The 20,909-nt window shown below is 39.4% G+C and carries 21 protein-coding genes; 19 read left to right on the top strand and 2 right to left on the bottom strand.

Features of this window, described 5'->3' with window-relative positions:
* The first annotated feature begins 828 nt into the window (after positions 1 to 828).
* The 19 genes from K1Y79_RS03835 (at position 829) to K1Y79_RS03745 (ending at position 18,358) form a co-directional block, all read left to right on the top strand.
* Positions 829 to 2,061 (top strand): hypothetical protein, encoded by a 1,233-nt coding sequence (locus tag K1Y79_RS03835; RefSeq protein WP_220248675.1) that lies wholly within the window; start codon positions 829 to 831, stop codon positions 2,059 to 2,061.
* Between the two features lie 171 nt (positions 2,062 to 2,232).
* Positions 2,233 to 3,420 (top strand): hypothetical protein, encoded by a 1,188-nt coding sequence (locus K1Y79_RS03830; RefSeq protein WP_220248674.1) that lies wholly within the window; start codon positions 2,233 to 2,235, stop codon positions 3,418 to 3,420.
* 234 nt (positions 3,421 to 3,654) lie between these two features.
* Entirely contained in the window at positions 3,655 to 4,137 is a 483-nt protein-coding gene (locus tag K1Y79_RS03825) for a hypothetical protein (RefSeq protein WP_220248673.1), read from the top strand.
* Between the two features lie 266 nt (positions 4,138 to 4,403).
* Positions 4,404 to 4,739 (top strand): DUF4134 domain-containing protein, encoded by a 336-nt coding sequence (locus K1Y79_RS03820; protein ID WP_220248672.1) that lies wholly within the window; start codon positions 4,404 to 4,406, stop codon positions 4,737 to 4,739.
* 10 nt (positions 4,740 to 4,749) lie between these two features.
* On the top strand, positions 4,750 to 5,094 hold the full coding sequence (locus tag K1Y79_RS03815) for a DUF4133 domain-containing protein (RefSeq protein ID WP_220248671.1): 345 nt from the start codon (positions 4,750 to 4,752) through the stop codon (positions 5,092 to 5,094).
* Complete coding sequence (locus tag K1Y79_RS03810; protein ID WP_236059474.1) at positions 5,060 to 7,654, top strand: TraG family conjugative transposon ATPase; 2,595 nt, start codon at positions 5,060 to 5,062, stop codon at positions 7,652 to 7,654. The genes K1Y79_RS03815 and K1Y79_RS03810 overlap by 35 nt, the downstream gene beginning before the upstream one ends.
* 30 nt (positions 7,655 to 7,684) lie before the next feature.
* A complete protein-coding gene (locus K1Y79_RS03805; RefSeq protein WP_220248670.1) occupies positions 7,685 to 8,068 on the top strand; it encodes a hypothetical protein in 384 nt (127 codons plus the stop codon).
* Positions 8,069 to 8,147: 79 nt separating this feature from the next.
* Positions 8,148 to 8,834 carry a conjugal transfer protein TraI gene (locus tag K1Y79_RS03800; protein ID WP_220248669.1) on the top strand — a complete coding sequence of 229 codons (687 nt, stop codon included), beginning with the start codon at positions 8,148 to 8,150 and terminating at the stop codon, positions 8,832 to 8,834.
* A gap of 54 nt (positions 8,835 to 8,888) precedes the next feature.
* A complete protein-coding gene (locus tag K1Y79_RS03795) occupies positions 8,889 to 9,518 on the top strand; it encodes a hypothetical protein (protein ID WP_220248668.1) in 630 nt (209 codons plus the stop codon).
* Positions 9,518 to 10,168 (top strand): TerB family tellurite resistance protein, encoded by a 651-nt coding sequence (locus K1Y79_RS03790; RefSeq protein WP_220248667.1) that lies wholly within the window; start codon positions 9,518 to 9,520, stop codon positions 10,166 to 10,168. Before K1Y79_RS03795 ends, K1Y79_RS03790 begins: the two co-directional genes overlap by 1 nt.
* A gap of 21 nt (positions 10,169 to 10,189) precedes the next feature.
* Positions 10,190 to 11,461 carry a conjugative transposon protein TraJ gene (traJ, locus tag K1Y79_RS03785; protein ID WP_220248666.1) on the top strand — a complete coding sequence of 424 codons (1,272 nt, stop codon included), beginning with the start codon at positions 10,190 to 10,192 and terminating at the stop codon, positions 11,459 to 11,461.
* A gap of 18 nt (positions 11,462 to 11,479) precedes the next feature.
* Positions 11,480 to 12,097, top strand: a complete 618-nt coding sequence (gene traK / locus K1Y79_RS03780; protein ID WP_220248665.1) for a conjugative transposon protein TraK — start codon at positions 11,480 to 11,482, stop codon at positions 12,095 to 12,097.
* 3 nt (positions 12,098 to 12,100) lie between these two features.
* Entirely contained in the window at positions 12,101 to 12,523 is a 423-nt protein-coding gene (locus K1Y79_RS03775; protein ID WP_220248664.1) for a hypothetical protein, read from the top strand.
* 4 nt (positions 12,524 to 12,527) lie between these two features.
* Positions 12,528 to 13,769, top strand: coding sequence for a conjugative transposon protein TraM (traM, locus tag K1Y79_RS03770; protein ID WP_220248663.1), 1,242 nt, complete (start codon positions 12,528 to 12,530; stop codon positions 13,767 to 13,769).
* A gap of 5 nt (positions 13,770 to 13,774) precedes the next feature.
* Entirely contained in the window at positions 13,775 to 14,479 is a 705-nt protein-coding gene (locus K1Y79_RS03765; protein ID WP_220248662.1) for a VIT1/CCC1 transporter family protein, read from the top strand.
* A gap of 27 nt (positions 14,480 to 14,506) precedes the next feature.
* Positions 14,507 to 15,361: a conjugative transposon protein TraN gene (gene traN / locus K1Y79_RS03760; RefSeq protein WP_220248661.1), complete on the top strand. Its 855-nt coding sequence runs from the start codon at positions 14,507 to 14,509 to the stop codon at positions 15,359 to 15,361.
* A 19-nt stretch (positions 15,362 to 15,380) separates the two neighbouring features.
* Positions 15,381 to 16,421 (top strand): hypothetical protein, encoded by a 1,041-nt coding sequence (locus tag K1Y79_RS03755; protein ID WP_220248660.1) that lies wholly within the window; start codon positions 15,381 to 15,383, stop codon positions 16,419 to 16,421.
* A gap of 24 nt (positions 16,422 to 16,445) precedes the next feature.
* Positions 16,446 to 17,723, top strand: coding sequence for a hypothetical protein (locus K1Y79_RS03750; protein ID WP_220248659.1), 1,278 nt, complete (start codon positions 16,446 to 16,448; stop codon positions 17,721 to 17,723).
* A gap of 14 nt (positions 17,724 to 17,737) precedes the next feature.
* Positions 17,738 to 18,358: a hypothetical protein gene (locus K1Y79_RS03745; protein ID WP_220248658.1), complete on the top strand. Its 621-nt coding sequence runs from the start codon at positions 17,738 to 17,740 to the stop codon at positions 18,356 to 18,358.
* Positions 18,359 to 18,856: 498 nt separating this feature from the next.
* Here the strand turns inward: K1Y79_RS03745 and K1Y79_RS03740 are convergent, their stop codons facing one another.
* Both K1Y79_RS03740 and K1Y79_RS03735 read right to left on the bottom strand, forming a co-directional pair.
* Complete coding sequence (locus tag K1Y79_RS03740) at positions 18,857 to 20,149, bottom strand: TraM recognition domain-containing protein (RefSeq protein WP_220248657.1); 1,293 nt, start codon at positions 20,147 to 20,149, stop codon at positions 18,857 to 18,859.
* Between the two features lie 94 nt (positions 20,150 to 20,243).
* Positions 20,244 to 20,891 (bottom strand): YWFCY domain-containing protein, encoded by a 648-nt coding sequence (locus K1Y79_RS03735; protein WP_220248656.1) that lies wholly within the window; start codon positions 20,889 to 20,891, stop codon positions 20,244 to 20,246.
* Between the last annotated feature and the right edge of the window lie 18 nt (positions 20,892 to 20,909).

Here is a 20,909-nt window from a genome sequence, read left to right as displayed (position 1 = left end):
AATTTTACCTGGATACGTATTATGACGTAGGCCCAAAAATTTAAAAATCCGTCCAAAGCCGTACAAGTTTTCGCTTAAAACCGATAGATAGCGTATTTTTTTTTTGCTGTAACCTTCGGAAGTTTGTTTGCGTAATCACAAAAGTGAAAAAAATTAAGGTGGAGCAGCCTCTTCTCTGTCAAAAGTTGCCATCATTAGCATTTCCATATGTTGACCAGAGGTTCGGCTTTTTCATCCCAATTTCAAATTCTATTCGGAGAAGAATTGTAAATGCAGGATATATAAAGGAATAAGAACGAAACCGCGTCCTTTTCGTAAGATGAAAAATTGACTTTGGCAGTCATTATCATTAACCTTCTCAATGTAGCTCAAACGGATAATGGATTGGTTATAATTTGAAATACAGTTGGAATCGAAAAAATATGTCTTTGTCTATTTCACCCTGACTATATTATAATAACAAAATGCTCTAATATGGTTACAATTAACTACTTAAAAACCGGTATTTGCAAATTACATGTTGTAACATGTAATTTTGTATTATATTTGTCTTAAGTCGATTATACACCGCCATTTTTTAGGAATTCTGAAAATGTAATTTAATACCGGCGATATGTACGGTCTATCCAATATATGTAAACCAATGCTAACGGAAAAAGTATTCCCGCGACAAACTTTTTGTCACAACGGTTACCCCGTCACTTTTTATTATGTTTTTTTCAGACCAAAACTGGGATTAGATCTTTATTACCAAAACGATATGTATTACTAAAAGACCTGTCTTTTATTTAGATAGCATAAGCTTCATGTTAACCTAAAAGTACGTTTATGTTGTACGATTACACGTTTATTGAGTCGCTCGTGGCAGAAAAATTTCATCCGGAGGCGATGATGAAACAGTCTCCTGATGACTGGGCTAGCTTATTAATGGATGTAAAGCGGGAAGTTCAGTCTATTAAAAAACTATTGATAGACAACATTTTTTCATTCTCAAACACACAATTAGCTGAGGCATATGTGCAGTTACAGCAAAAGGAAATAAATGGTCTTCTGCAAAAATTAATCACCTACCACAAATCGGTAGAAGTCGATAAACAACAAGTGCTTAGTAGTTTTTATGTGACTTCAATCTTAGATTTTGAGAGCGTTATGGATTTTATATTGATTCGGTTTACGCAGTATTTTGACTGTGATCAACCTGCGACGGATACCTATCGCATCCTGGCCTGCAATGAATTGCATATGGCTACTGAACAATTAAGGAAAACCACCGCTGAAGTGTCAATCGACCATACTGTCATTGAACTGCTTATCAGTAGCATTGAGTTGTTGGATGATGCCGATCCAACGATCTCTTATCGTCAACTGAAATTTGCCAATGAACTTATCAGCCATGTAAGTGTACTTCTGACAGCTGATGGATTAAATACTTTTAACCGCTTTTTCGGGGTAATTAGTGAGCAGCTTTCGGAAGTAGGTGTGCCTGAATCAGATTTGACGATCAAATTGCATATGACACTGTTATACCTCAACTTCAATAGCCGCGAATATGTGGATTTATGCACTTCTGCATTATATTATAAAATGAGAGGCAAATCGATTAAAGAGAAGCTAGCCATACTTAACCTATATGAAAAATTAATGGACCAGCTGCATATCAAACCTGATTCCAAATTCCTCTCTCATGAAAGTTCTGCCGTTGAACAAATTAAAACCTGGCTTGCCGCTGAAATTAAACAGTTGTCCCTGGGGATAAATGATGATTCGGGTCCTATAAAAATTTCAGAATTGCTCAGTGAAAAAATCTACACTGGGTTATCTTCAAGCGAATGGGCAGTTATCACGAAAGTGTTTAAAAATCCAAAGGTGGCAGTTTTTGTAGATGAAAATGCGAGCAAAATCTACCGTGTATTATCAAATGCCTTGATAACGAAGGGAACTGATCAACTTAGCCCGGAAGGATTACGCAGTAAGGCCAATAATGTACGGCCAAAGGCAGTAGAAAATGTTATGAATATATTTTTTGAAAGTTACAATCTGCTAAGAACCGGGAAGTTCTGATTTTTTTTAAAATATTAATTCCTTAAAAATCAATCGGTTATGGTGGGTACATGTACCCACCATTGTATTTTATGCACTATCCATCCCCTTATTTTGTATCTGGTAACGCGTTGAACCATTTTTCTCCTGAACCTGTCTATCCCAATTAGCTTACTTTTAAAACAGGGCGTGATGAACAAACAGTTGAAAAACCTATTTTTCTTTGTAAAAGAGAAACTGCAACTCCTCTCCGTATCAATCCAAATTCCAGCTGATGACATTCTCAAGTGGATTGGATACATGGAAATAACAAAAGAACATGTATTACGGGATGTGAAATTTGAATTATCTAATCTCGATAGCTCCTCCAAGGTTGAGTTATTTATTAAGCAGTATCATTCTATTGTACTGTCGATTATTAATGCTGTAACTAACCAGTCAGTTTCAGCAGATCTTAATTTACCTGTTGTTATAAAGGCATTTTATCAACAGGTAACCTCTACTCTTCAGCAGCTTTTAGCTTTTAGTGAAGTACAACATGCGCTGATCAAAATGGACCTTGAGGTTCCGCTTAATACAATGCAGGATTGTAAGGCTGAAATCCGGGAAAAGGTTCATGCAGTGCGTAAACTATTAACTGAGAAAGACAATGTACGTCTTTTAAGGACCATTCTCATTCCCGTTGATGATTTTTTGGAAGAAAATGATCCTGTTTCTTATAAGCGCTTAAATTACTTTACCGGGCTAGTTAATGATCTTGAAAGCTTAAGGAACAATTCAGGAATTAAACAGCAACTTCGGGAACTGTTAATCAGATGGAATGTAAATAGTGAGGACGCATTGTTGTTTTTAAGATCATTCTATGAAAGTTTACTTACTGAAGCTGAAACAATTCAGGAAAAAATCGATTTGCTTGCACTTTGGAAAAAGCAAACAAATCTAGTTATACTTAAACCGGGAGCGAACTATGATTCGTCGGAATTGTCTGTCCATGCATTTTTGACAAAATTCTTCCAGGAAGAGGAAGCGTTCTACATTAAATCACAACAATTAATTGCAGAATCAACCACTGTACCCACGTCAACCGGTGCCAATGAGCCATCGGGTAATAGTCCAACAACAAGCAAATTCATAACCAGTATGAATTTGTCGGAGTTGGCGGGCTTTATCAAGGTTATGATTGAATCTGAAGTATTGGTCAATGAAGTTGTTTTGGAGCCATTAAGGGCGGCTTCTGATATATTCAGTACATCGAATAAAGAGACTCTCAAATTCGATAGTATTCGTACCAAATTTTACAACATAGATGCGAATACCGGCCGCGCAGTTATTGATATATGTAGTCGCCTGGCTTCAACAGCGAGGCAGATATTTCGATAACTTTTCATTGTTCCTGTACTAATTATCTTTTAGGCGTAACGAACATTAAATTTATAAATCATTGTTTATCAATATAATATAATTTGTTTCCAGAAACGACTTGTAAACACAGGAAACTTTTTCCGGCTTTTTGAAACGCATTTTTGTTTTGCAAACGAACGATACACGACAGTTAATCAGACATGTACTTTTCGTGAAAAAAAGCAATTGTGAAAATGTAAAAAAAGTCATCAAATGTTACATCATGTTAGTTGGGGTCAGTTTTTTTATATCTCCAGTGCCTTACTGGCTTCCTATTATATCGCCATAGGCTTGTTATACTATCGGTTAGAGTTGTTAGCAATTGTCAAGGGTAGCAAAAAGGTAGATAGCATTAGCAGGCCGATGCCAGCACCTTCTTTGGCAGTTGTAGGGAATTCCAATTACATGGATGATGAGGAGCTTGAGTTTTCAGCAGGTGATCTTGATGATCGTGAACGGCAATTATTTAACGACGCGGATAGCCTCAATGATGAATTAGCAGATCTATTTTATGCCTGCAAATGCGAAGAATGGACTAAAGTTGAATTGGTTCCATTGATTCAGAAAAAGTTGCGCCAATATCCTCATTTTGCTAACTCCAGTTTTGCACCCTCTTTTATCAGTTATATCGTTGACAAAGCACAGGAAGATTGCGAGATGCTTTTTACTCATGATGAGATAAAGCAATTGTGGTAGATATCCGCAATTTTCAATTCTGATAGGACTCCGACTACAGATAACGCTTTATTACCGAAAGACACATTTAAGTGTTGCAGGGTGATAACGAAGAAAACAAAGTATAACTGATGAACTGTGTAAACCCAAACTGCAGAGGACCAACAAAAGAGCACAAAATAGTGAGAAGGGTATAGTGAGAGTGTATCAAAGGCCTGTTCAGTGATAGAGGCATCGTGTGATACGGGAACAGGCCTTTATTTTAAATCTTTTGTGAAGAGTGGTATATGAAGAGAGTAAAAAGACAAGTGATAGTTGTCAAAAACAGAATCAAACATGCAGTTGTAATAACCTCCGCTTTTTTAGTAGTAAGTATCAGCGCCTTTGCTGATGGAACTGCCGGTATAACATCGGCAACTACGCAGGTTCAAGGTTATTTTGACGTGGGTAGTAAGTTAATGTTGGTAATTGGCGCCGTAATCGGAATTATCGGAGCCATTAAAGTATATCAAAAATGGAATGCGGGTGAACAGGATACCAACAAAGTCGCGGCAAGTTGGTTTGGAAGTTGTGTTTTCCTTGTGATCGTTACGGCGGTTCTTCGGGCATTCTTTCTGACCTAAAAAAGCAAACATGGCGAGTGTATATGCGATCAATAAGGGAATAAACGCATCCGTAGAATTTAAGGGCTTAAAGGCGCAATACATTGTATACCTGGCTGCTGGTGCGTTGGCATTACTGGTTCTCTTTGTTATTGGTTACATGTGCCAGATACCGTATTACATCCTTATCCCATTGATGATTCTGATTGGGACCGGACTTTATATTTACGTTATGCGGCTATCGAATAAATACGGTGAGCATGGACTGATGAAGGCCGGAGGATATAAGCAACTGCCCATAGTTATTAAAAGTCGACACAGAAATCAATTCTGGTCGCTAAATGAGGATAAGAAATCATTGGATACAAAAAATTGAATTTGTGATGTTGATTATAGTGCTGGTGATAACAGCAGTCGCGATTGCGGCTGCTGTTTTAAGACAAAAGGTTTCAAGTGAGAATATTCGGGATATGGAAGAGCATTTGCCCATTTGGAAGGTGGAAAACGACTGTATAATCAGCAAGGCTGGAGACATTACAATCGGATATGAAGTTGAGCACCCGGAGATTTTTACTATGTCGAGTGACGATTACGAAATGCAGCAGCAACTCTTTGCTAAGGCGATTAAGTTATTGCCAAATCATACCGTACTCCACAAACAGGACTGGTATGTAAAAGACAAGTACCAGGCTGATTTCCAGAAACATGCTGATAATTTCCTGATGTTGGGCAGCGAGCGCTTTTTCCATGAACGTCCATTTATGAAACATACCAGTTACCTTTTCATCACTAAGAAAGCGGTTGATCGAAAGCCGGCAACTTCGGCTTTTCATAACCTGCTAAAACGCAGGTTAATACACCCGGATATCGTTAGCCAGGAATTGTGGGACATATTGATGGATGCGGCTGGTCAATTTGAGAAAGTATTGTCAAGTACAGGTCAATTATCCCTCAGGCGTTTAACATCAGATGAAATAGCCGGTACAGAGGGGACTGCCGGACTATTGGAAAAATATTCCTACCTGCAAACGGATAACACAATGGAAAATGTTGTGGACATCGAATTAAAGCCGCAGCTAAAGGTAGGTGCAAATTATTGCCAGATGTACACTTTGTCTGAATTAGAATCCATGCCAGCTTTAGTCGGGCCTAGAATTACCTACGACAAGTATTCTACAGACAAGACAAAGTTTTCTGTCTCCTTTGCTTCCCCGTTAGGCTTGCTATTGCCCCATAACCATATCTATAATCAATATATAGTCGTTGATGATGCCCAGAAAACCATCAAAAAGCTGGAAGCAAAGCGTTTGCGGTTACAATCCCTTAGTGGCTATAGCCGTCAGAATTTGATAGCCAGGGACGCTGTAAATGACTTTTTAAACGAAGCGATAAGCGAACAGCGTTTGCCTGTTAAGGTTCATTACAATGTACTTAGCTGGACAGATAATCTGGAGGAATTAAAAGAGTTTCGCAACCAGGTCAGTGCGGCATTATCTCAAATGGAGGCAACTCCCAAACTGGAAAACAAAGGCGTCGCGCAATTATTTTGGGCCGGAATCCCTGGAAATGCAGCAGAACTTCCCACTAATGAGCTTTTTGACACCTTTTCTGAACAAGCGAGTTGTCTACTACAACTTGATACAGCTTACCGGTCTTCACCTAGTCCCTTCGGGATCCGACTGGGTGATCGGTTGACAGGCCAGCCACTACATGTGGACATATCAGATATCGTTATGACCCAGGGGGTCACTACCAACCGCAATAAGCTGGTAGTGGGCGGCTCAGGATCTGGGAAATCGGTAGCAATGAATGGAATTCTATATCACTACTATATCCAACAAGCGCATATTGTGATCATTGATGTCGGTCATTCTTACAGAGGATTATGTGATCTCGTTGGAGGCTATTATTTCACCTATGATGAAAATTCGCCCATCAGCTTCAATCCCTTCTATTTGACGGATGGAGATTCCATGGATACTGAGAAACGGGAAAGTATCAAAACATTACTGCTGGCTTTATGGAAAAAGGAAGATGAACTGTTTACAAGGAGCGAATATGTTGCATTGTCCAATGCTATTACCTTGTACTATCAGAAGTTGGAGGAAAATCCATCCATATTTCCCTGTTTTAACTCCTTTTACGAGTTTTTACAGGAGGATTATATACCTGTGCTTAAAGCTGAAAAAGTACAGGAGAAGCATTTCGACGTCAATAATTTCTTGTACGTACTACGCCCGTATTACCGTGGAGGCGAATTTGATTATTTGCTCAATGCAACAGAAAATCTCGATATATTACATAACAGGCTGGTAATATTTGAGTTAGATAATATAAAAGATCACCCTATATTGTTCAGTATTGTTACGCTCATATGTATGGAAATATTCATATCTAAGATGCGAAAGTTGAAAGGAATAAGAAAAGTCATCGTCATTGAAGAAGCCTGGAAAGCCATCGCTAAGGGCAGTATGGCTGAATTTTTAAAGTACCTGTATAAAACAGTCAGGAAATACTTTGGAGAGGCTATTACCGTAACCCAGGAAATTGACGACCTCATTAGTTCGCCTATTGTGAAAAATGCGATCATCAACAACGCCGACTGTAAGATCTTACTCGACATGCGAAAGTTCATGAACAAGTTTGATCAAATCCAGGAGGTGCTGGGCTTGTCATCCAAGGGGAAAACTTTGCTTTTATCGGTAAATAAGGCCAATGAAACCGGGCGCCGATACAGGGAACTATTTATAGACCTTGGCGGCCAAATTATGAAAGTGTACCGGTATGAACCATCTCCAGAGGAATATTACTGTTTTACAACCGAAGAAAGAGAAAAAGTCATGGTCCGTAAATATGCAGAGCTACATGGTGGTGACATTCGGCAGGGGATTAAGGCACTATTGATAGACCTGAAAGAAAATAGTAAATTGAAGTAACCTTATTGTAAAATCCACAAATACAGTAAAATGAGAAAACTTGTTAGCCTGGGCATCATTGTACTGCTGGCAGCTTGCAGTACTAAAAGTAAAAATGTTTCTGGTGTCTACGTCAACACGTCGGAAAGTAGCTATTCTGTTGCTACAACGACTTTAACCATTGATAAGGCATCTAAAGACGCCAAAGACCTTTACACAGTGAAAAAGGATGTCGTTTATGCCAGAAAGAAAGGGAAAACCGGTGAAGGGAAGGACAGTTTGGGTAAACAGGAAACAAAACCAACTGAATTCTTATCAGGTAAATTTGATGCAGATAACCTAGCGCTTACAGTTTCTGGTTATGAAGATCCCTTTGTATTAATTGACGATGGCGCAAAACTCAAGTTTAAGGACGTTATCTACGAAAGAAAGTAATTAATCATTACATACTCGTTAGAGCTAAAGGCAAACAGCCTAATGGGATACTATTGTGCAAACTTAAAGTGCAAGCGAGATGAAGCGATGGGTAATAGTCATAACCGTATTGTTGACAATATCAATAACAATTGCTCCAACAAAGAAAAGCCATGCAATTGTTATTGAAATTGCCAAAATAATTCAAGCTGCTGTTAAAAAGGTCATTAAAGCCATTGACCTGCAAATACAGCGATTTCAAAACGAGACAATCAAGTTGCAAAATGCACAGCGAATTTTAGAGAATGAGTTATCCAAGCTCAAACTCGATCAAATTGCTGATTGGGCAAATAAAACGAAAACAATTTATCAGGATTACTTTGATGAGTTATGGCGAGTAAAAAATATCCTTGCCTATTATAAGCGTGTTCGCCAGGTCATGGAAAACCAGGTGCAACTGGTAAATGAATATAAGCGCGCGTATAACTCTTTAAAGCGCGATAAAAATTTTTCCACTCAGGAACTTGCCTATATACTGGAAGTTTACGAAGGAATAATGAAAGAAAGTATTGAGAATATTAACCAGATCACGCTAGTCATAGAATCGTTCACAACGCAAATGTCTGATGCAAGCCGCCTTGAAATGATCAATGCTGCTGCTGAAAGAATTGAATCAAATATAGCAGCCGCCAGAAAGTTTACCAGTCAAAATATACTGATTTCTATACAACGCTCGAAGACAAAAGCTGAAATGGATGTGGTAAAAATGTTGTATGGCCTAAAATAGGCTTGAGTTGATAATACTATTATATAACTAAATGTGATTGAAATGTGCAGAGTGATGATGTTATTGATAATTTCTCTTGCATCCTTAAATGTGGATGCCCAAACATTCAATGAGTGGTTTCGGCAAAAAAAGACGCAAAAGAAATATTTAGCGCAACAGATTGCCTTATATAAAGTTTACGGCAACCTATTGGCTAAAGGGTACGATATAGCAAAAGACGGACTTCAACTCGTTGGGGATATCAAAAATGGAGATTTTAAACTTCATGATGACTATTTTAATAGTCTTAAATCGGTCAGCCCCAAAGTGAAACAGTATACCAAGGTTGCTCAAATCAATCTTTATTTCCGTAGGATAGTTCAACAGAGTAACCAGAACCTATACAGGGTAAAGCAATCTTTACATACTACTTCGTACCAGTATAGTTATGTCTCGAACGTCTATAATAATCTTCTTGCGGAATCGGGCGACCAAATTTCCCTCCTGGTAGATGTCTTAACAGATGGCACACTTGAACTAAGTGAAGATGCAAGAATTGAGAAAATTGAGAAGATTTACGAAAGCATATCTGATATGTATGCATTCTGCCAGCATTTCTCAAAAGGAAACGATGAATACATGATCCAGGTTGAGAAGGAAAGGACCGACTATTTCCTGGAAAGACGATTACATAACCTGGAATAATGAACAAAGTCATGAAAGTGAAAATGATGTTGATCCTGGTAGGAATCTGCCTGACTATCCATATGCCTAAAGGCTACTCGCAATCAACTGAGATAGCACAATTGCTCTTGAATGTTGCCAAATGGGAAGCTCTCCAGGAAAACTTAAAAACCCTTAAAAAGGGATATGAAGTCCTGACTAAAGGATATAAGGCAGTCAAAGATATCAGCGAAGGCAACTTTAATTTGCATGATGCCTTTCTGGGGAACTTATGGCAGGTAAGTCCCACAGTAAAAAACTACAAAAAGGTTTCTGAGATCATCCAAACAGAAATCAGGATTATTAAAGAGTACAAAAGCGGCTTCCAACAGTGCCTAAAATCGGGTCAGTTTTCGGCTAATGAACTAGATTATCTTGAACGGGTCTTTAAAAGGGTTACTGATGAAAGCGTAGAAAACCTGGACGAACTCTTAATGATCATAACCGCTCGACAAATGCGAATGAATGATGAAGATAGATTAAACGCCATTGATGCCATATCGGTTGACATGGAAAGTAAGCTGTCATTTGTCCGCCGGTTTAATGCATCCAATCAAACGCTATTATTCCAGCGCATAAAGCAACACTCTGATTTAGAACTACAAAAAAGGCTTGAAGGGTTTCCAGAGTAAGAATTACAATCAAATTTAACGATGAAAAATAAAATCATAATTACCGTTACTACGGTAATAGTAGCCATACTATTGCCACAATTTTCATATGCTGATGGTTTTGGGGATGAGGTACAAAGCCTTAATGAGGTTTTGAAGGGCATTTATGATTCCATGATTCCGAGGGCATCAAGCCTGATCAACGTTGCCAGGGCAATTGCAGGATTAGGAGCTTTATTATACATCGCAAGCAGGGTTTGGCGACATATTGCAAATGCCGAACCTATCGACGTGTATCCGCTACTTAGACCTTTTGCCATAGGCATGGTCATAGCTGCCTATCCGGCCTTTATTGCCATACTCAATGGGGTCTTGCAACCAACCGTTGACGGCACCAATAATATGCTTGAAGGCACAAATAAGGCAATCGAGATCTTAATCAAGGAAAAGGAAAAAGCGATGGAGGAAAGCACTGTTTGGAAAGCCTATGTTGGAGATGAAGGTACAGGTGACAGAGAAGAATGGTACAAGTATACACATCCTGAAGATCCTACGGGTACCGGTGAGAAATGGTATGAGAAGATAGGTAATAGTATGCGCTTTGCCTGGGAAAAGACGCTTTATAACTTCAAAAATACCATCAAAGTCTGGTTGTCAGAGATATTGAGCATTTTGTATGCCGCCGCAGCCTTATGTATAAATACCATCCGGACGTTTTACATGATTGTACTAGTCATGTTAGGGCCACTTGTTCTAGCCTTTGCCACGTTTGACGGCTTTTTCAATGGCCTGGTAAATTGGTTAGGACGTTATATCAATGTTTTTTTATGGCTGCCGGTTGCCAACATTTTTGGCTCCATTATTAACGAAATCCAGGTGAACATGTTGAAGATCGATATCAGCCAGGTTAAGCAATACGGTGATAGTTTTTTTTCTACTACAGATGCAGGTTACCTGATATTTATGGTAATCGCTATAGTTGGATATACAACTGTGCCTTCAGTGGCAAATTACATTGTACAGGCTTCCGGCGCCAGTTCGGTTTTAAGAAAAGTGACCAACATGTCCAGCTCCGCCGCTACTCAGGTCGCAGGTATGGCTGGAGGAAGTGCCGGGGGGATTATTTCCGGTGTAGCCGGAGCGCCTCTACAAATACTTAAAGGTCATGAAAGGACGGATAGTGCTTCCTCCGCTTTAGGGACTATGGCCGGTAGAGCGCTTGCTGGCATGGCGGCAGGGCAGAACGGTTCGGGTACTGGAAATAATGACATTACCAGTAAGGCAGACAAAATTCGTGGAATCAAAGAAAGTTAACAATATAAATTTTCCAACATGTTTAAATCGCTCAAAAATTTGGAGGCGTCCTTCCGGTATGTGAGACAGTTTGCGATCATTATGAACGTGGCTGGTCTGGTATTGAATGGCTTCGTTGCTTATTGGGCCGTGAACGCTGTAAATAATGCGAATAACAAGGTACACATTCTTTATGCAGGTAAAGCATTGGAAGCAATAGCAGCTGATCGCCTGGATAATGTCCCTGTTGAGTTACGGGATCATATTAACATGTTTCATCGCTACTTTTTTACACTGCATCCAGATTTGAAGGCCATTGAATCGAACATAAACAGAGCTCTCGCACTCGCCGACCAAACGGCCCGAAACCAATATAACGACCTACGCGAATCCGGTTTTTATGCAGGAATTATAACGGGAAGTGTATCGCAGGAAGTGGAAATGGATAGCATCTCACTTGACCTGGAAAAGGAGCCTTACTATTTCAAATTCTATGGAAAAGTAAAAATCACCCGACCAACTGTTATTGTTAACCGAAGTCTTATTACTGAAGGCGTAGTTCGCAACACTATCAGGTCCGACAACAACAGCCACGGTTTTTTAATTGAGAAGTGGAATGTTATAGAAAACCGGGATATATCATCAGAAAACAGGTAGCATATGAAATTTATAAATGCTCTTTTTTCATCAAAGAATGCCAGTACACCATCTCCCTCAAATTGGACTAGACAGATTGCAGACAAATTGCAGTCTTTTGAAGGAAAGTACTCGAACAGGCAAAAAGCGTGGTTCTTATCTATCATTGGAATATTGGTCGCTGTATTCTTTGGAAGCCTACTTAGAAACGGATTAAAAGGGCGTCCTGGATTGTACAAATTAGGTAACAAGACAGTGATTACACCACTGCCAGCCTATTCAAATGATAATAAGGAATTACAGTGGATAATACGCTATAACAAGTATTTGGATAGCCTCAAATCCGATTCGTTCGGTGTAAAGATCTATTACCAAATGCGTAGAGAGCGTCCGGGATTGCTCGACACGATCGAGATGGCAGGTGAATTATTAAAACAACAAAATTAACGGTATGAAACAGACAGAAACATTTCTACGAAAAAGGCGGTTTTTAACGATTTTCCCGGTTTTAATATATCCATTTCTTTGTCTCATATTCTGGGGCTTGGGTGGAGGTCAGGTTTCAGCTCATGTCAATATTCCTTTGGCGCAGGATGGGTTGAACAAAAGTGTCCCCGGAGCGCAAATTCAGGATCGCAAGACAGATATGTTAAGCCTGTACGACAAGGCTGCACGTGACTCTGCAAAATTGAAAGAATTGCGGGAGATTGAATCAAAGCATTGGCTAAATAATCCAGATGTTGATTCTCTACGGGGCCAGCAAGCCGATATGGTATCAGCAGAACATAGGTCAAGTAGAGTTGACGCAACAGAAGCTAAAGTAAATGAACGCCTGGCTGAATTACAAAAGTCCCTTGATAAAGCCTCAAGTCCTGTCCATAGGGACGTCCCCATAAGTAAGGAACATTCCGAGGGTGATGAAAATTTAAAAAAAATGGAGCAGCTGTTGTCGAATGCGAATCAGCCGTTGCCATCGACTGTTGATCCGGAAATTAAGACACTCAATGGAATGTTAGATAAAATCCTGGATATACAACATCCGGAACGTACACAATTGGCTATCAAGGAGCAATCAAAGTCCCAAAAAGGTAAAGTTTTTACGTTTTCTCATGAACCGTCGGCACCAGACCTTGTAATTAGGCGTACAAACGATGATAGCGTATATAAGAATCGGACGGTTAACCGGTTTTACGCTGCCGGTAGTCAAATAAACCAGGATACTGTTCAGCATAATGCGATTAGGGCAATTATATATGAAGGCGGCAAATTTACCTCCGGCTCGAAGATCAAGATGTTGTTGCAGGAGAACGTATATCTAAATGGTACAGAAGTACCCAAGGGAAGCTTTGTATTTGGATTTTGTGAAGTACAGGACGAAAGGTTAAAAGTGCGGATCGAAAGTATTGGAATTGGTGAATCCATATTCAAGGTTAGCCTATCGGTTTATGATAATGATGCACAGGAAGGTATATCTGCACCGGGGGCGATAACCAGGAATGAAGTGAAAGCCGGTGCGTCCAGTGTATTGCAGTCTCTTGATATTAATTCGTATGATCCTTCATTAGGCGCCCAGGCAGCGAATGCGGGTATCGCAACAGCAAAATCACTTGCCGGTAAAAAAACGAAGATGGTGTACGCTTCCATTAAGGCGGGTAGAAAAATATTCTTATTAGATGATACTGAAAAAAGATAGGTACTATGGAAAAGGCTATGTATAAAGAAGTGTTGCTTAAGTTGGGATTGTCCGAACAGCAGGTAAATAATATTAGTGAGGATGTAAACCTAGCAAATGGCAATTGCACCGTCCAAAATCTCTTCTATAATAATGGTGATATCCTTCAGCTTCTCTTTCATTTTCGCGAGTATGAAGCTCTGGAATATAGCATAAAGTTGAAAAGTATATCCGATATTCCTAACAGTATCATGCATGGAATCAATGTAAAGGAGTTGGACTACCGGATGCAGCTCATTGACTGGAATACATCCAAAGCAGACATAGCTTTAGAGCAATATTTCCTGTCAGTAAATCCAGAAATAGGTCAGGAAGAAATTAGAACGGTCATCAAAGATGTATTTAAACTGACTGAAAAAGATGTAGAAGCACAGCAAATTGCAGAGCGACTGATGGCAAAACATTGGCTAGAAACTTCTTTCCGCTCAAATTTCCCCAATTACCTGGATCACCTTCGTGACAAAATTGAAAAAAGCTGTACAGTACCCATTTCTTATGGAGTTTCAATAAGCGAAGCAAAATCTGTTTTGTTAAATGGAAGCACTGTTAAGTCAATGACCATTAATGGCAAACTTGTTAAATGCGAATTGAGCATATCAAAAGAGGGTGAAATGCAATTAAGGACGCAGCCATTCAAAGTTAAATCTATCGGACAAGGCCTAAGTATATAAGAGTAAAATTATAAATACAAGTGAGATATGAAAAAAGTAACAATGTGCGTAGTGTTGTGTTTATTTCTTGGACTATTCTCAGGTCGCGCTCAGTCGCAATCGCTAGATGCTGATGATAATCAGGAAACGGCAGGAGTAATTACAAAAGACTTAAGAATTGCCTATAATAAAACGACGGTGATTATCTTTCCCTTTTCAGTGTTGCCTGTAGATGTGGGAAGTGATGGAGTTCTGGCCGAAAAGGTTGAGGGTGCCAAAAACATTTTAAAGGTAAAAGCAGCGTATAAAGACTTTATACCTACCAATTTAACAGTAATTACAAGTGACGGGGCAACGTATTCTTTCAACCTTATTTACGATGAGTCTACAGCAAGGTTAGTGGTTGACCTGCGTCATCATAGAGGCAATGCTAATGAAACCGCCTATTTTTCCGGACAGCATAATGAAAAGCTGGTCAAAGCCGATTTGGATAGCGTTTTGGCAAAAAAATCGTTTCTCAGTCGTCCGGTAAGCAGTTCCGATAAAATCAAGCTCACTCTTACCGGTCTATATCAGGCTCATGGAATGCTTCATGTTGTCGTTAGATTAGATAACAATAGCAAATTACCTTACGCTATCGATTTCACCAGGTCGTCATTAATAGATAACAATGAGGTCAAACGAACTGCCGTTCAGACCATAGAGTTAAAACCATTTGTTACCTCAAATGAAAGCAATGAAATATTACCTGGAGGAAGTAATGGTTTAGTTCTTGTGTATCCCCGATTCGGTCTGGCGCATCACCAAAACTTTCACCTGGAGGTATTCGAGAAAAATGGCGCTCGGCATTTAAGTATAAAAGTCAAGGCAAGACGACTATTTAAAGTGCGCCAGCTTAAGTGATATCTGAATAATTCATTTTATGTATGTGCAAAATAGGGTTAAACAGGCCTATCATTCACTTATTGCCAGGGAAAAGGCGTTGATTGACGAATGGACGCCGGACGCCGCACTAGTAGATTGGAATAAAGAGAAGCGTCGGCAGCTCCAAAAAATTTTGATGGTGTATGGCAATACAACGAATCGTCAGGAGCGCGACAGCCTCCTGATGGTCAAATCAAAATACAATGAGCTGAACAAAATTCTTTTTAATCGGCCTAACCGTTGGATTCGCTTCGTCGTCGCAATGATCCGGCGTCCACTAATGAGCGCCTCCTTCAAACGGCTCCAGGAGGAAAATAGGTGCAGTTTAAGGTCACAGCTTGGCAAGATGAATGTGCCTTTAGATGAAGAACGCTTGTCACAATATTCAACCTTTGGTGGTACAGAGGCTCAGATGGAAATAAATAAGTGGATTGGTGGTGATTATAAAATGCGCTTGGAATATAAAATTCAACGTGATGACTATGGGAAACTTGAGGTAGTGGGTGTCCAGGCAAAATTGTTTGAGAGAAATGATTCCCAATCAAAGGCGTCTGTAAATATTGATTTTAAAGAAACTGGACAATTGAATATGGCAGATCTGCAGGTACTATTAACTGGCAATGCGATATTAAAGAAAGAGTCCTTATTTATAGGTAGTAAAGCGCTTTGGCTACAGGTAGTCTATGAACATGGAGAAGGAATGGTAAAGTTTATGGAGGCAGACGATAAAATGAAAAGTGAACTGCTTGATTTACCGATAGCCTGTAGTGTTAATGTTAAAAAGGTTGAAGCGCAACTGAATTCCGGGAAAACGGTACAAGTACTTCTCACTAATGGCCAAACAGTGAACTTGAGTGCAGACCCTTTTCGGGAAAAGGCTCTAAAGGTTGCTGATAGCACGGGCATCATCTTAGACATATCCTCTTTAAAGAAAACTGGAGAAGCGAGAATTATCTCCATGCATACAAATACTACACAATCACTAAATAAAGAACAAGAAACGAGCAGAAATCATAACAACAACTTATCTATCTCGTAACCAAGTAACAATAAAATTTCATCTATGCAACAGGGAAAAGACAAAGCAGTGAAGAACCGGGAAATTCAAGTAAAAAAGCTAGAATATGCTGGTTTCGGTCCTGGCTGGGATGCTAAATATGATGAATTGTCAAAAAGACCAGATGGCGATTACAAACTTCCCTATACAGGAAGAGTCAATAACGTCGCAGTGGAAGTTGAAATCAATAGCCGGGTAAAGGCGGGTTATGTGTATTTCAATTCCTTTGATCTCGCATCATTTCCGAATCAACGGGTGGAGCATGCGAACGTGAACGGTGTTGATACGCTCGCGCTGGAAAGAAGGATGGCTACAACTGATTTCAGTAAATATTTCGACGAAAACAAGCCAACTGAGCAATTGTCAAATGAGGATAAAAAAAGGATTGTTGCCCAAACCAATATTATGCAGGATCTCAACAAAATAGCCAGTGATCCCCAAGGCAACGAAATTATGGCAAAACTCGCGGTTAAATATTTTCGTGGGACCATATTTGCGGAACAAATTCCTGATTTTGAAACAATTAAGAAAAATTACCAGATTCAGAATCAGTTCCCGCTTGATTTTACTGAGAGTTATACGCTTCGCCAGGCGGTGAATCTGTTTAAACCAGACAGATGGGTGAAAATTGACAGGGTACGAAATGATCAATCGGAAAATGTTGGCAAAGATGGAGAGGCAAATAAAGACTTGGCAACTGGGAAGGATGAAGGCAAAGGTAAAAATGGTAAAAAGGCAGTTCATCAGGAAGTTGGTAAACCAACTCCCGAAGAAAAGAAAAAGGTGGTTCGGGAAAAGGTCTGGGTAAAACTGGATATGACGAAGCGAACTGAAAAAAAGGGCAATTTCATGCGGGTATATCGGCATGGCCAGACGGAAGAAGAAATCAAATCTGTTGGTTTGTCATTTGACCTGGATGCAAAACTGGCGCCTTTCGCCTTTAACCAAACGGTAGATACCACTGCACGGCGGCAATTGGTCTGGAGCATGGAACAAGGCAATGATCCTGCCGTTAGCTGGACGAATGCTGATGGTAAGCCAGAAACAGGTAGAATTTCTGCGGTAGCAGATAAAAAGTCCTTCTCACTTAGAAAAGATACTGGTGAGTATGTTAGACATGATATGTTGCCCAGACGGAAAGAAATGGATCTTGCTAGTGTTTTGGCGCCAGCCGGAATTATTGAAAAGCATTTTGGCAAAGAAAGTATTCCTGCAGTTTACCAGGAGGCAACTGTAAAAGGATTGCCACCAGCAAAGCAACAGGAAAATGGTATGGGAATGTAAATTAGGAGTAAAAGATGGAAACAATTCAAATAGAACAGCTTTCAACCCGGTTTCAAAAAGCCGGGTTTGAGCTTTTTACAGAACATTTTGGCGTTCCGGTTATTCCAGGAATGGATAAAGACACGATATATGTGGATATCTTGCTTCCCTCAGGCATGCTCAAATTTTTCATCCGCCTGGATGCTGATGTTGATCCGTACATGATGAATATTGTGGCTTATAATTTACTTTTCAACCGCCGGCTGGAAATTGCAGACCTGGAAATAGGTGGTATAAACCTAAAGGAGCTTGAGGCGCAAATCGCTGAACTCGACTATGCGATTGATCCCTATTCCACCGCCTTCGTAAATAAAACACAGTTTATCCAGGACAAATTAAACGCATTAGGACAGCTTGAAAGGAAAAACGGCAGGGTTCAATATGAAATCCTTCTTACCAAATATTGGAACAGATTTGATTTCGGTCCCAAAGAAGAGGTTGTTAAAATCCGACATAGGGTAATAAATCAACAGTCTATTTTAAAGCGGATACCTATAGATCCATTGAAAACTACGACTCCCTGGCAGGCATATGAAACCTATGTCCATAAGTCAGGTAGGAGAAGACCCAAAGGCGGACAGAATAGTAAGATTTGACACAAGTGTAGTACAACGGTATATTTAACTAATATGCCGTTTTTTTGTTTCTAATTCTCTGTGCGCAAACGGAATATTTGAACGGTTACTTAGTCAGTTTCCTGGTAATGGAGATTTTGTCAGATTCCCCATTCAACATTCACAGGCTCCTTCTTCTGAGTTTTCCTGTGACATTAGGTCTTCAATTTTTTACGTGATAATTGCAATGGCTGGATGGCTATTTCTCTTTAAACTGTTCTCTGACAGCTTAACATTAAAATTGATCTCAGCATCTATAATTATCGAATCAATTTTGTTAGGTTTTAACAAAATTGCAGGTTTATCTGTTTTAATTTTTCTACTTCTTATATATATACGAACAAAAATTAGGGGGAAAATCCTTTCTGTGACAGGAATTTTCCCCTTTCTACATTAGATAACGGAATGATACAGAAAATTTACATAAATCAACTTCACAAAATTATCAATCTATCAATTTATACTATTTCACAGTTGCATTTATTCCTTTATGATCAGCAAATGCGCTCTGCCAGGATCATTCCGGATCTCCGAAAGCACATCGTTAATGATCTCGGCAGCTTCCTTTTTTATTTGAAAATAGTTATGCTGAACCATTGATTCTGTTACTTCTTTAATATCAGGCAAGGGAAGATAGTTATCTTCTTCAGTTTTTATTGCGTCCCAATCATTGATGAATTCACTGTTAAAGATTTTTTGAGGTACCCGCTGTTCAGGATTATCGGCAACAAGCCCGACGAACTGACCGGAACTTAAATTTGATATTTTGGATGCCGGAATTGCTGATTCCAGCTGGTTCGAATGGCTGACTGATATGTCGTTACTATTGATAGATTTGCTCTGGCGCTCCTGCATAATTTTACCAAATCGCTCACTTAACTGTTTGGCAGTGTCACCCATAACTTGGCCAGAAATGACATTCCCTGGAAGATTCATTATTACCTCTGCCTGTTCTGTAGAATAATCCCGCTTTAGCATCTCATAAGTCTGGAGGGCAAGAGTTACGGAAACTTTGTTACTTCTGGCGGTCGCCATCAGGTTATCAAGTCCTAAAATAGGAATTGTTGGCAGTTCATCAATAATATAGCTGATCTTCAATTTGTTTTTTTGGTTAATAATTTTATTGATTCTATTTAGGTATAATCCTAAAACAGCTCCGTACACCTGTTGTTTTTGGGGATTGTTGCCAATACACAGTATTTTAGGATGTAACGGGTCATTTAATTCTAATGAGAAATCGTTACCATTTAATACCCAATAAAGCTGGGGGCTGGCAATCCTTGCCAGGCCAATCTTTGCAGATGCTATTTGACCTTCCAATTGAGCCATGGCACCATTTAAAAAGGCATTTACGAAGGGGTTTATTAATGCCTCTATCGTAGGTTCGCTACGTAGTACACTAAAAAGTTCCTCATAATTTGCCTGAGAAAATTCTATGGCGTGAGGCACTGTACAATATTTCCCGCCTTTGTATTTCCTTAGAAACCAAATAATCGCTGTTAGGAAGTTGATTGGTGATTCAACAAAGAAATCTCCACTTTTTTTGGCCCAGTCTCTGTTTAACCCGATCATTATCGTCCGGGAAGACTCAGATGCATCTGTTATATCTGTCATTGCCTCGGGAATAAGTGGATTGGATTGGTTGCTTTTGTTTAAATTGTCAAAATCAAGACAGTGAAAACTAGGCTCATGTTTGTAAGCATGTTTGTTTTTCAGAAAGCAATTGTAGGCTATCAGTGAAAGGTCAGGTATTTTGTAATCATACAACAACATGCAATAGCCCTTCTGAATGCTCTGAGTAATGATATGCCTTACGACGAAGGCACTTTTGCCGGATCATATTTCCGTATGGCGCCCTTGCGATAACTTAACAAGGGCGCCATACGGATCCAGCTGTGCCATAAATCAGGATTGCCCTGAATGGATTGATAATATTAATCCAGCTATTGACTATTTTTCCTTTGAGATTGTATTTCGCTTTGAAATTGAAGCTGTATTCATTCTCCAGTAGCCGTTCCTCTTGTTTAAATGTCTCCGCCAGGTTATTAAAGACATCATCTTGCATATTCAATTTGATTAGCCTTGAAAGCCAGGTTCCACCAGTTAAGGCTAAAATATACCCCAGCGAAGAAAATAACATATAGCTGATTGCGATCACTAATAGGTCAGTTGATGCAAACAAAATAAGTTCAGACAGATAAAATACTAATACACCAATAACGATGTATATTATAATTACCTTCTTATTAAGCTTTTCGTCCTTTTTACCTTTGGACCCGATTAAGGAGATGGCCAAAAGAAATAATATGAGGGTTTTTGTAGTAAAACCACTTTTGAAAACCGCTAAATGGCTTATGCTGATCATAATGCGGTCCGAAATAGAAGACGTTAATGTCCAATACTCAAAAGCGCCATAACACGAAATGTAAAACAGGATTGCCAAGATGAGAATACTACCCATCCTTGTAAAATCTATTATCTTCCTTAATGCTTGTTCATTTTCACCGGTACTCATACACACAAGGTTTTTAAA

The organism is Chitinophaga rhizophila (genome assembly GCF_019492185.1).
Lineage (GTDB): Bacteria > Bacteroidota > Bacteroidia > Chitinophagales > Chitinophagaceae > Chitinophaga > Chitinophaga rhizophila.
This window is presented reverse-complemented; position numbering and strand designations above follow the sequence as displayed.

Excerpts from the sequence above, each read along its gene's own strand:
- K1Y79_RS03815 (WP_220248671.1), top strand. The coding sequence starts at position 4,750 with ATGGCGAGTGTATATGCGATCAATAAGGGAATAAACGCATCCGTAGAA.
- K1Y79_RS03810 (WP_236059474.1), top strand. The coding sequence starts at position 5,060 with ATGAGGATAAGAAATCATTGGATACAAAAAATTGAATTTGTGATGTTG.
- K1Y79_RS03755 (WP_220248660.1), top strand. The coding sequence starts at position 15,381 with ATGTATGTGCAAAATAGGGTTAAACAGGCCTATCATTCACTTATTGCC.
- K1Y79_RS03830 (WP_220248674.1), top strand. The coding sequence starts at position 2,233 with ATGAACAAACAGTTGAAAAACCTATTTTTCTTTGTAAAAGAGAAACTG.
- K1Y79_RS03800 (WP_220248669.1), top strand. The coding sequence starts at position 8,148 with ATGAAGCGATGGGTAATAGTCATAACCGTATTGTTGACAATATCAATA.
- K1Y79_RS03775 (WP_220248664.1), top strand. The coding sequence starts at position 12,101 with ATGAAATTTATAAATGCTCTTTTTTCATCAAAGAATGCCAGTACACCA.
- traN (WP_220248661.1), top strand. The coding sequence starts at position 14,507 with ATGAAAAAAGTAACAATGTGCGTAGTGTTGTGTTTATTTCTTGGACTA.
- traM (WP_220248663.1), top strand. The coding sequence starts at position 12,528 with ATGAAACAGACAGAAACATTTCTACGAAAAAGGCGGTTTTTAACGATT.
- K1Y79_RS03795 (WP_220248668.1), top strand. The coding sequence starts at position 8,889 with ATGATGTTATTGATAATTTCTCTTGCATCCTTAAATGTGGATGCCCAA.
- K1Y79_RS03835 (WP_220248675.1), top strand. The coding sequence starts at position 829 with ATGTTGTACGATTACACGTTTATTGAGTCGCTCGTGGCAGAAAAATTT.
- traJ (WP_220248666.1), top strand. The coding sequence starts at position 10,190 with ATGAAAAATAAAATCATAATTACCGTTACTACGGTAATAGTAGCCATA.
- K1Y79_RS03745 (WP_220248658.1), top strand. The coding sequence starts at position 17,738 with ATGGAAACAATTCAAATAGAACAGCTTTCAACCCGGTTTCAAAAAGCC.
- K1Y79_RS03750 (WP_220248659.1), top strand. The coding sequence starts at position 16,446 with ATGCAACAGGGAAAAGACAAAGCAGTGAAGAACCGGGAAATTCAAGTA.
- K1Y79_RS03740 (WP_220248657.1), bottom strand. The coding sequence starts at position 20,149 with ATGTTGTTGTATGATTACAAAATACCTGACCTTTCACTGATAGCCTAC.
- K1Y79_RS03765 (WP_220248662.1), top strand. The coding sequence starts at position 13,775 with ATGGAAAAGGCTATGTATAAAGAAGTGTTGCTTAAGTTGGGATTGTCC.
- K1Y79_RS03735 (WP_220248656.1), bottom strand. The coding sequence starts at position 20,891 with ATGAGTACCGGTGAAAATGAACAAGCATTAAGGAAGATAATAGATTTT.
- traK (WP_220248665.1), top strand. The coding sequence starts at position 11,480 with ATGTTTAAATCGCTCAAAAATTTGGAGGCGTCCTTCCGGTATGTGAGA.
- K1Y79_RS03820 (WP_220248672.1), top strand. The coding sequence starts at position 4,404 with ATGAAGAGAGTAAAAAGACAAGTGATAGTTGTCAAAAACAGAATCAAA.
- K1Y79_RS03805 (WP_220248670.1), top strand. The coding sequence starts at position 7,685 with ATGAGAAAACTTGTTAGCCTGGGCATCATTGTACTGCTGGCAGCTTGC.
- K1Y79_RS03825 (WP_220248673.1), top strand. The coding sequence starts at position 3,655 with ATGTTACATCATGTTAGTTGGGGTCAGTTTTTTTATATCTCCAGTGCC.
- K1Y79_RS03790 (WP_220248667.1), top strand. The coding sequence starts at position 9,518 with ATGAACAAAGTCATGAAAGTGAAAATGATGTTGATCCTGGTAGGAATC.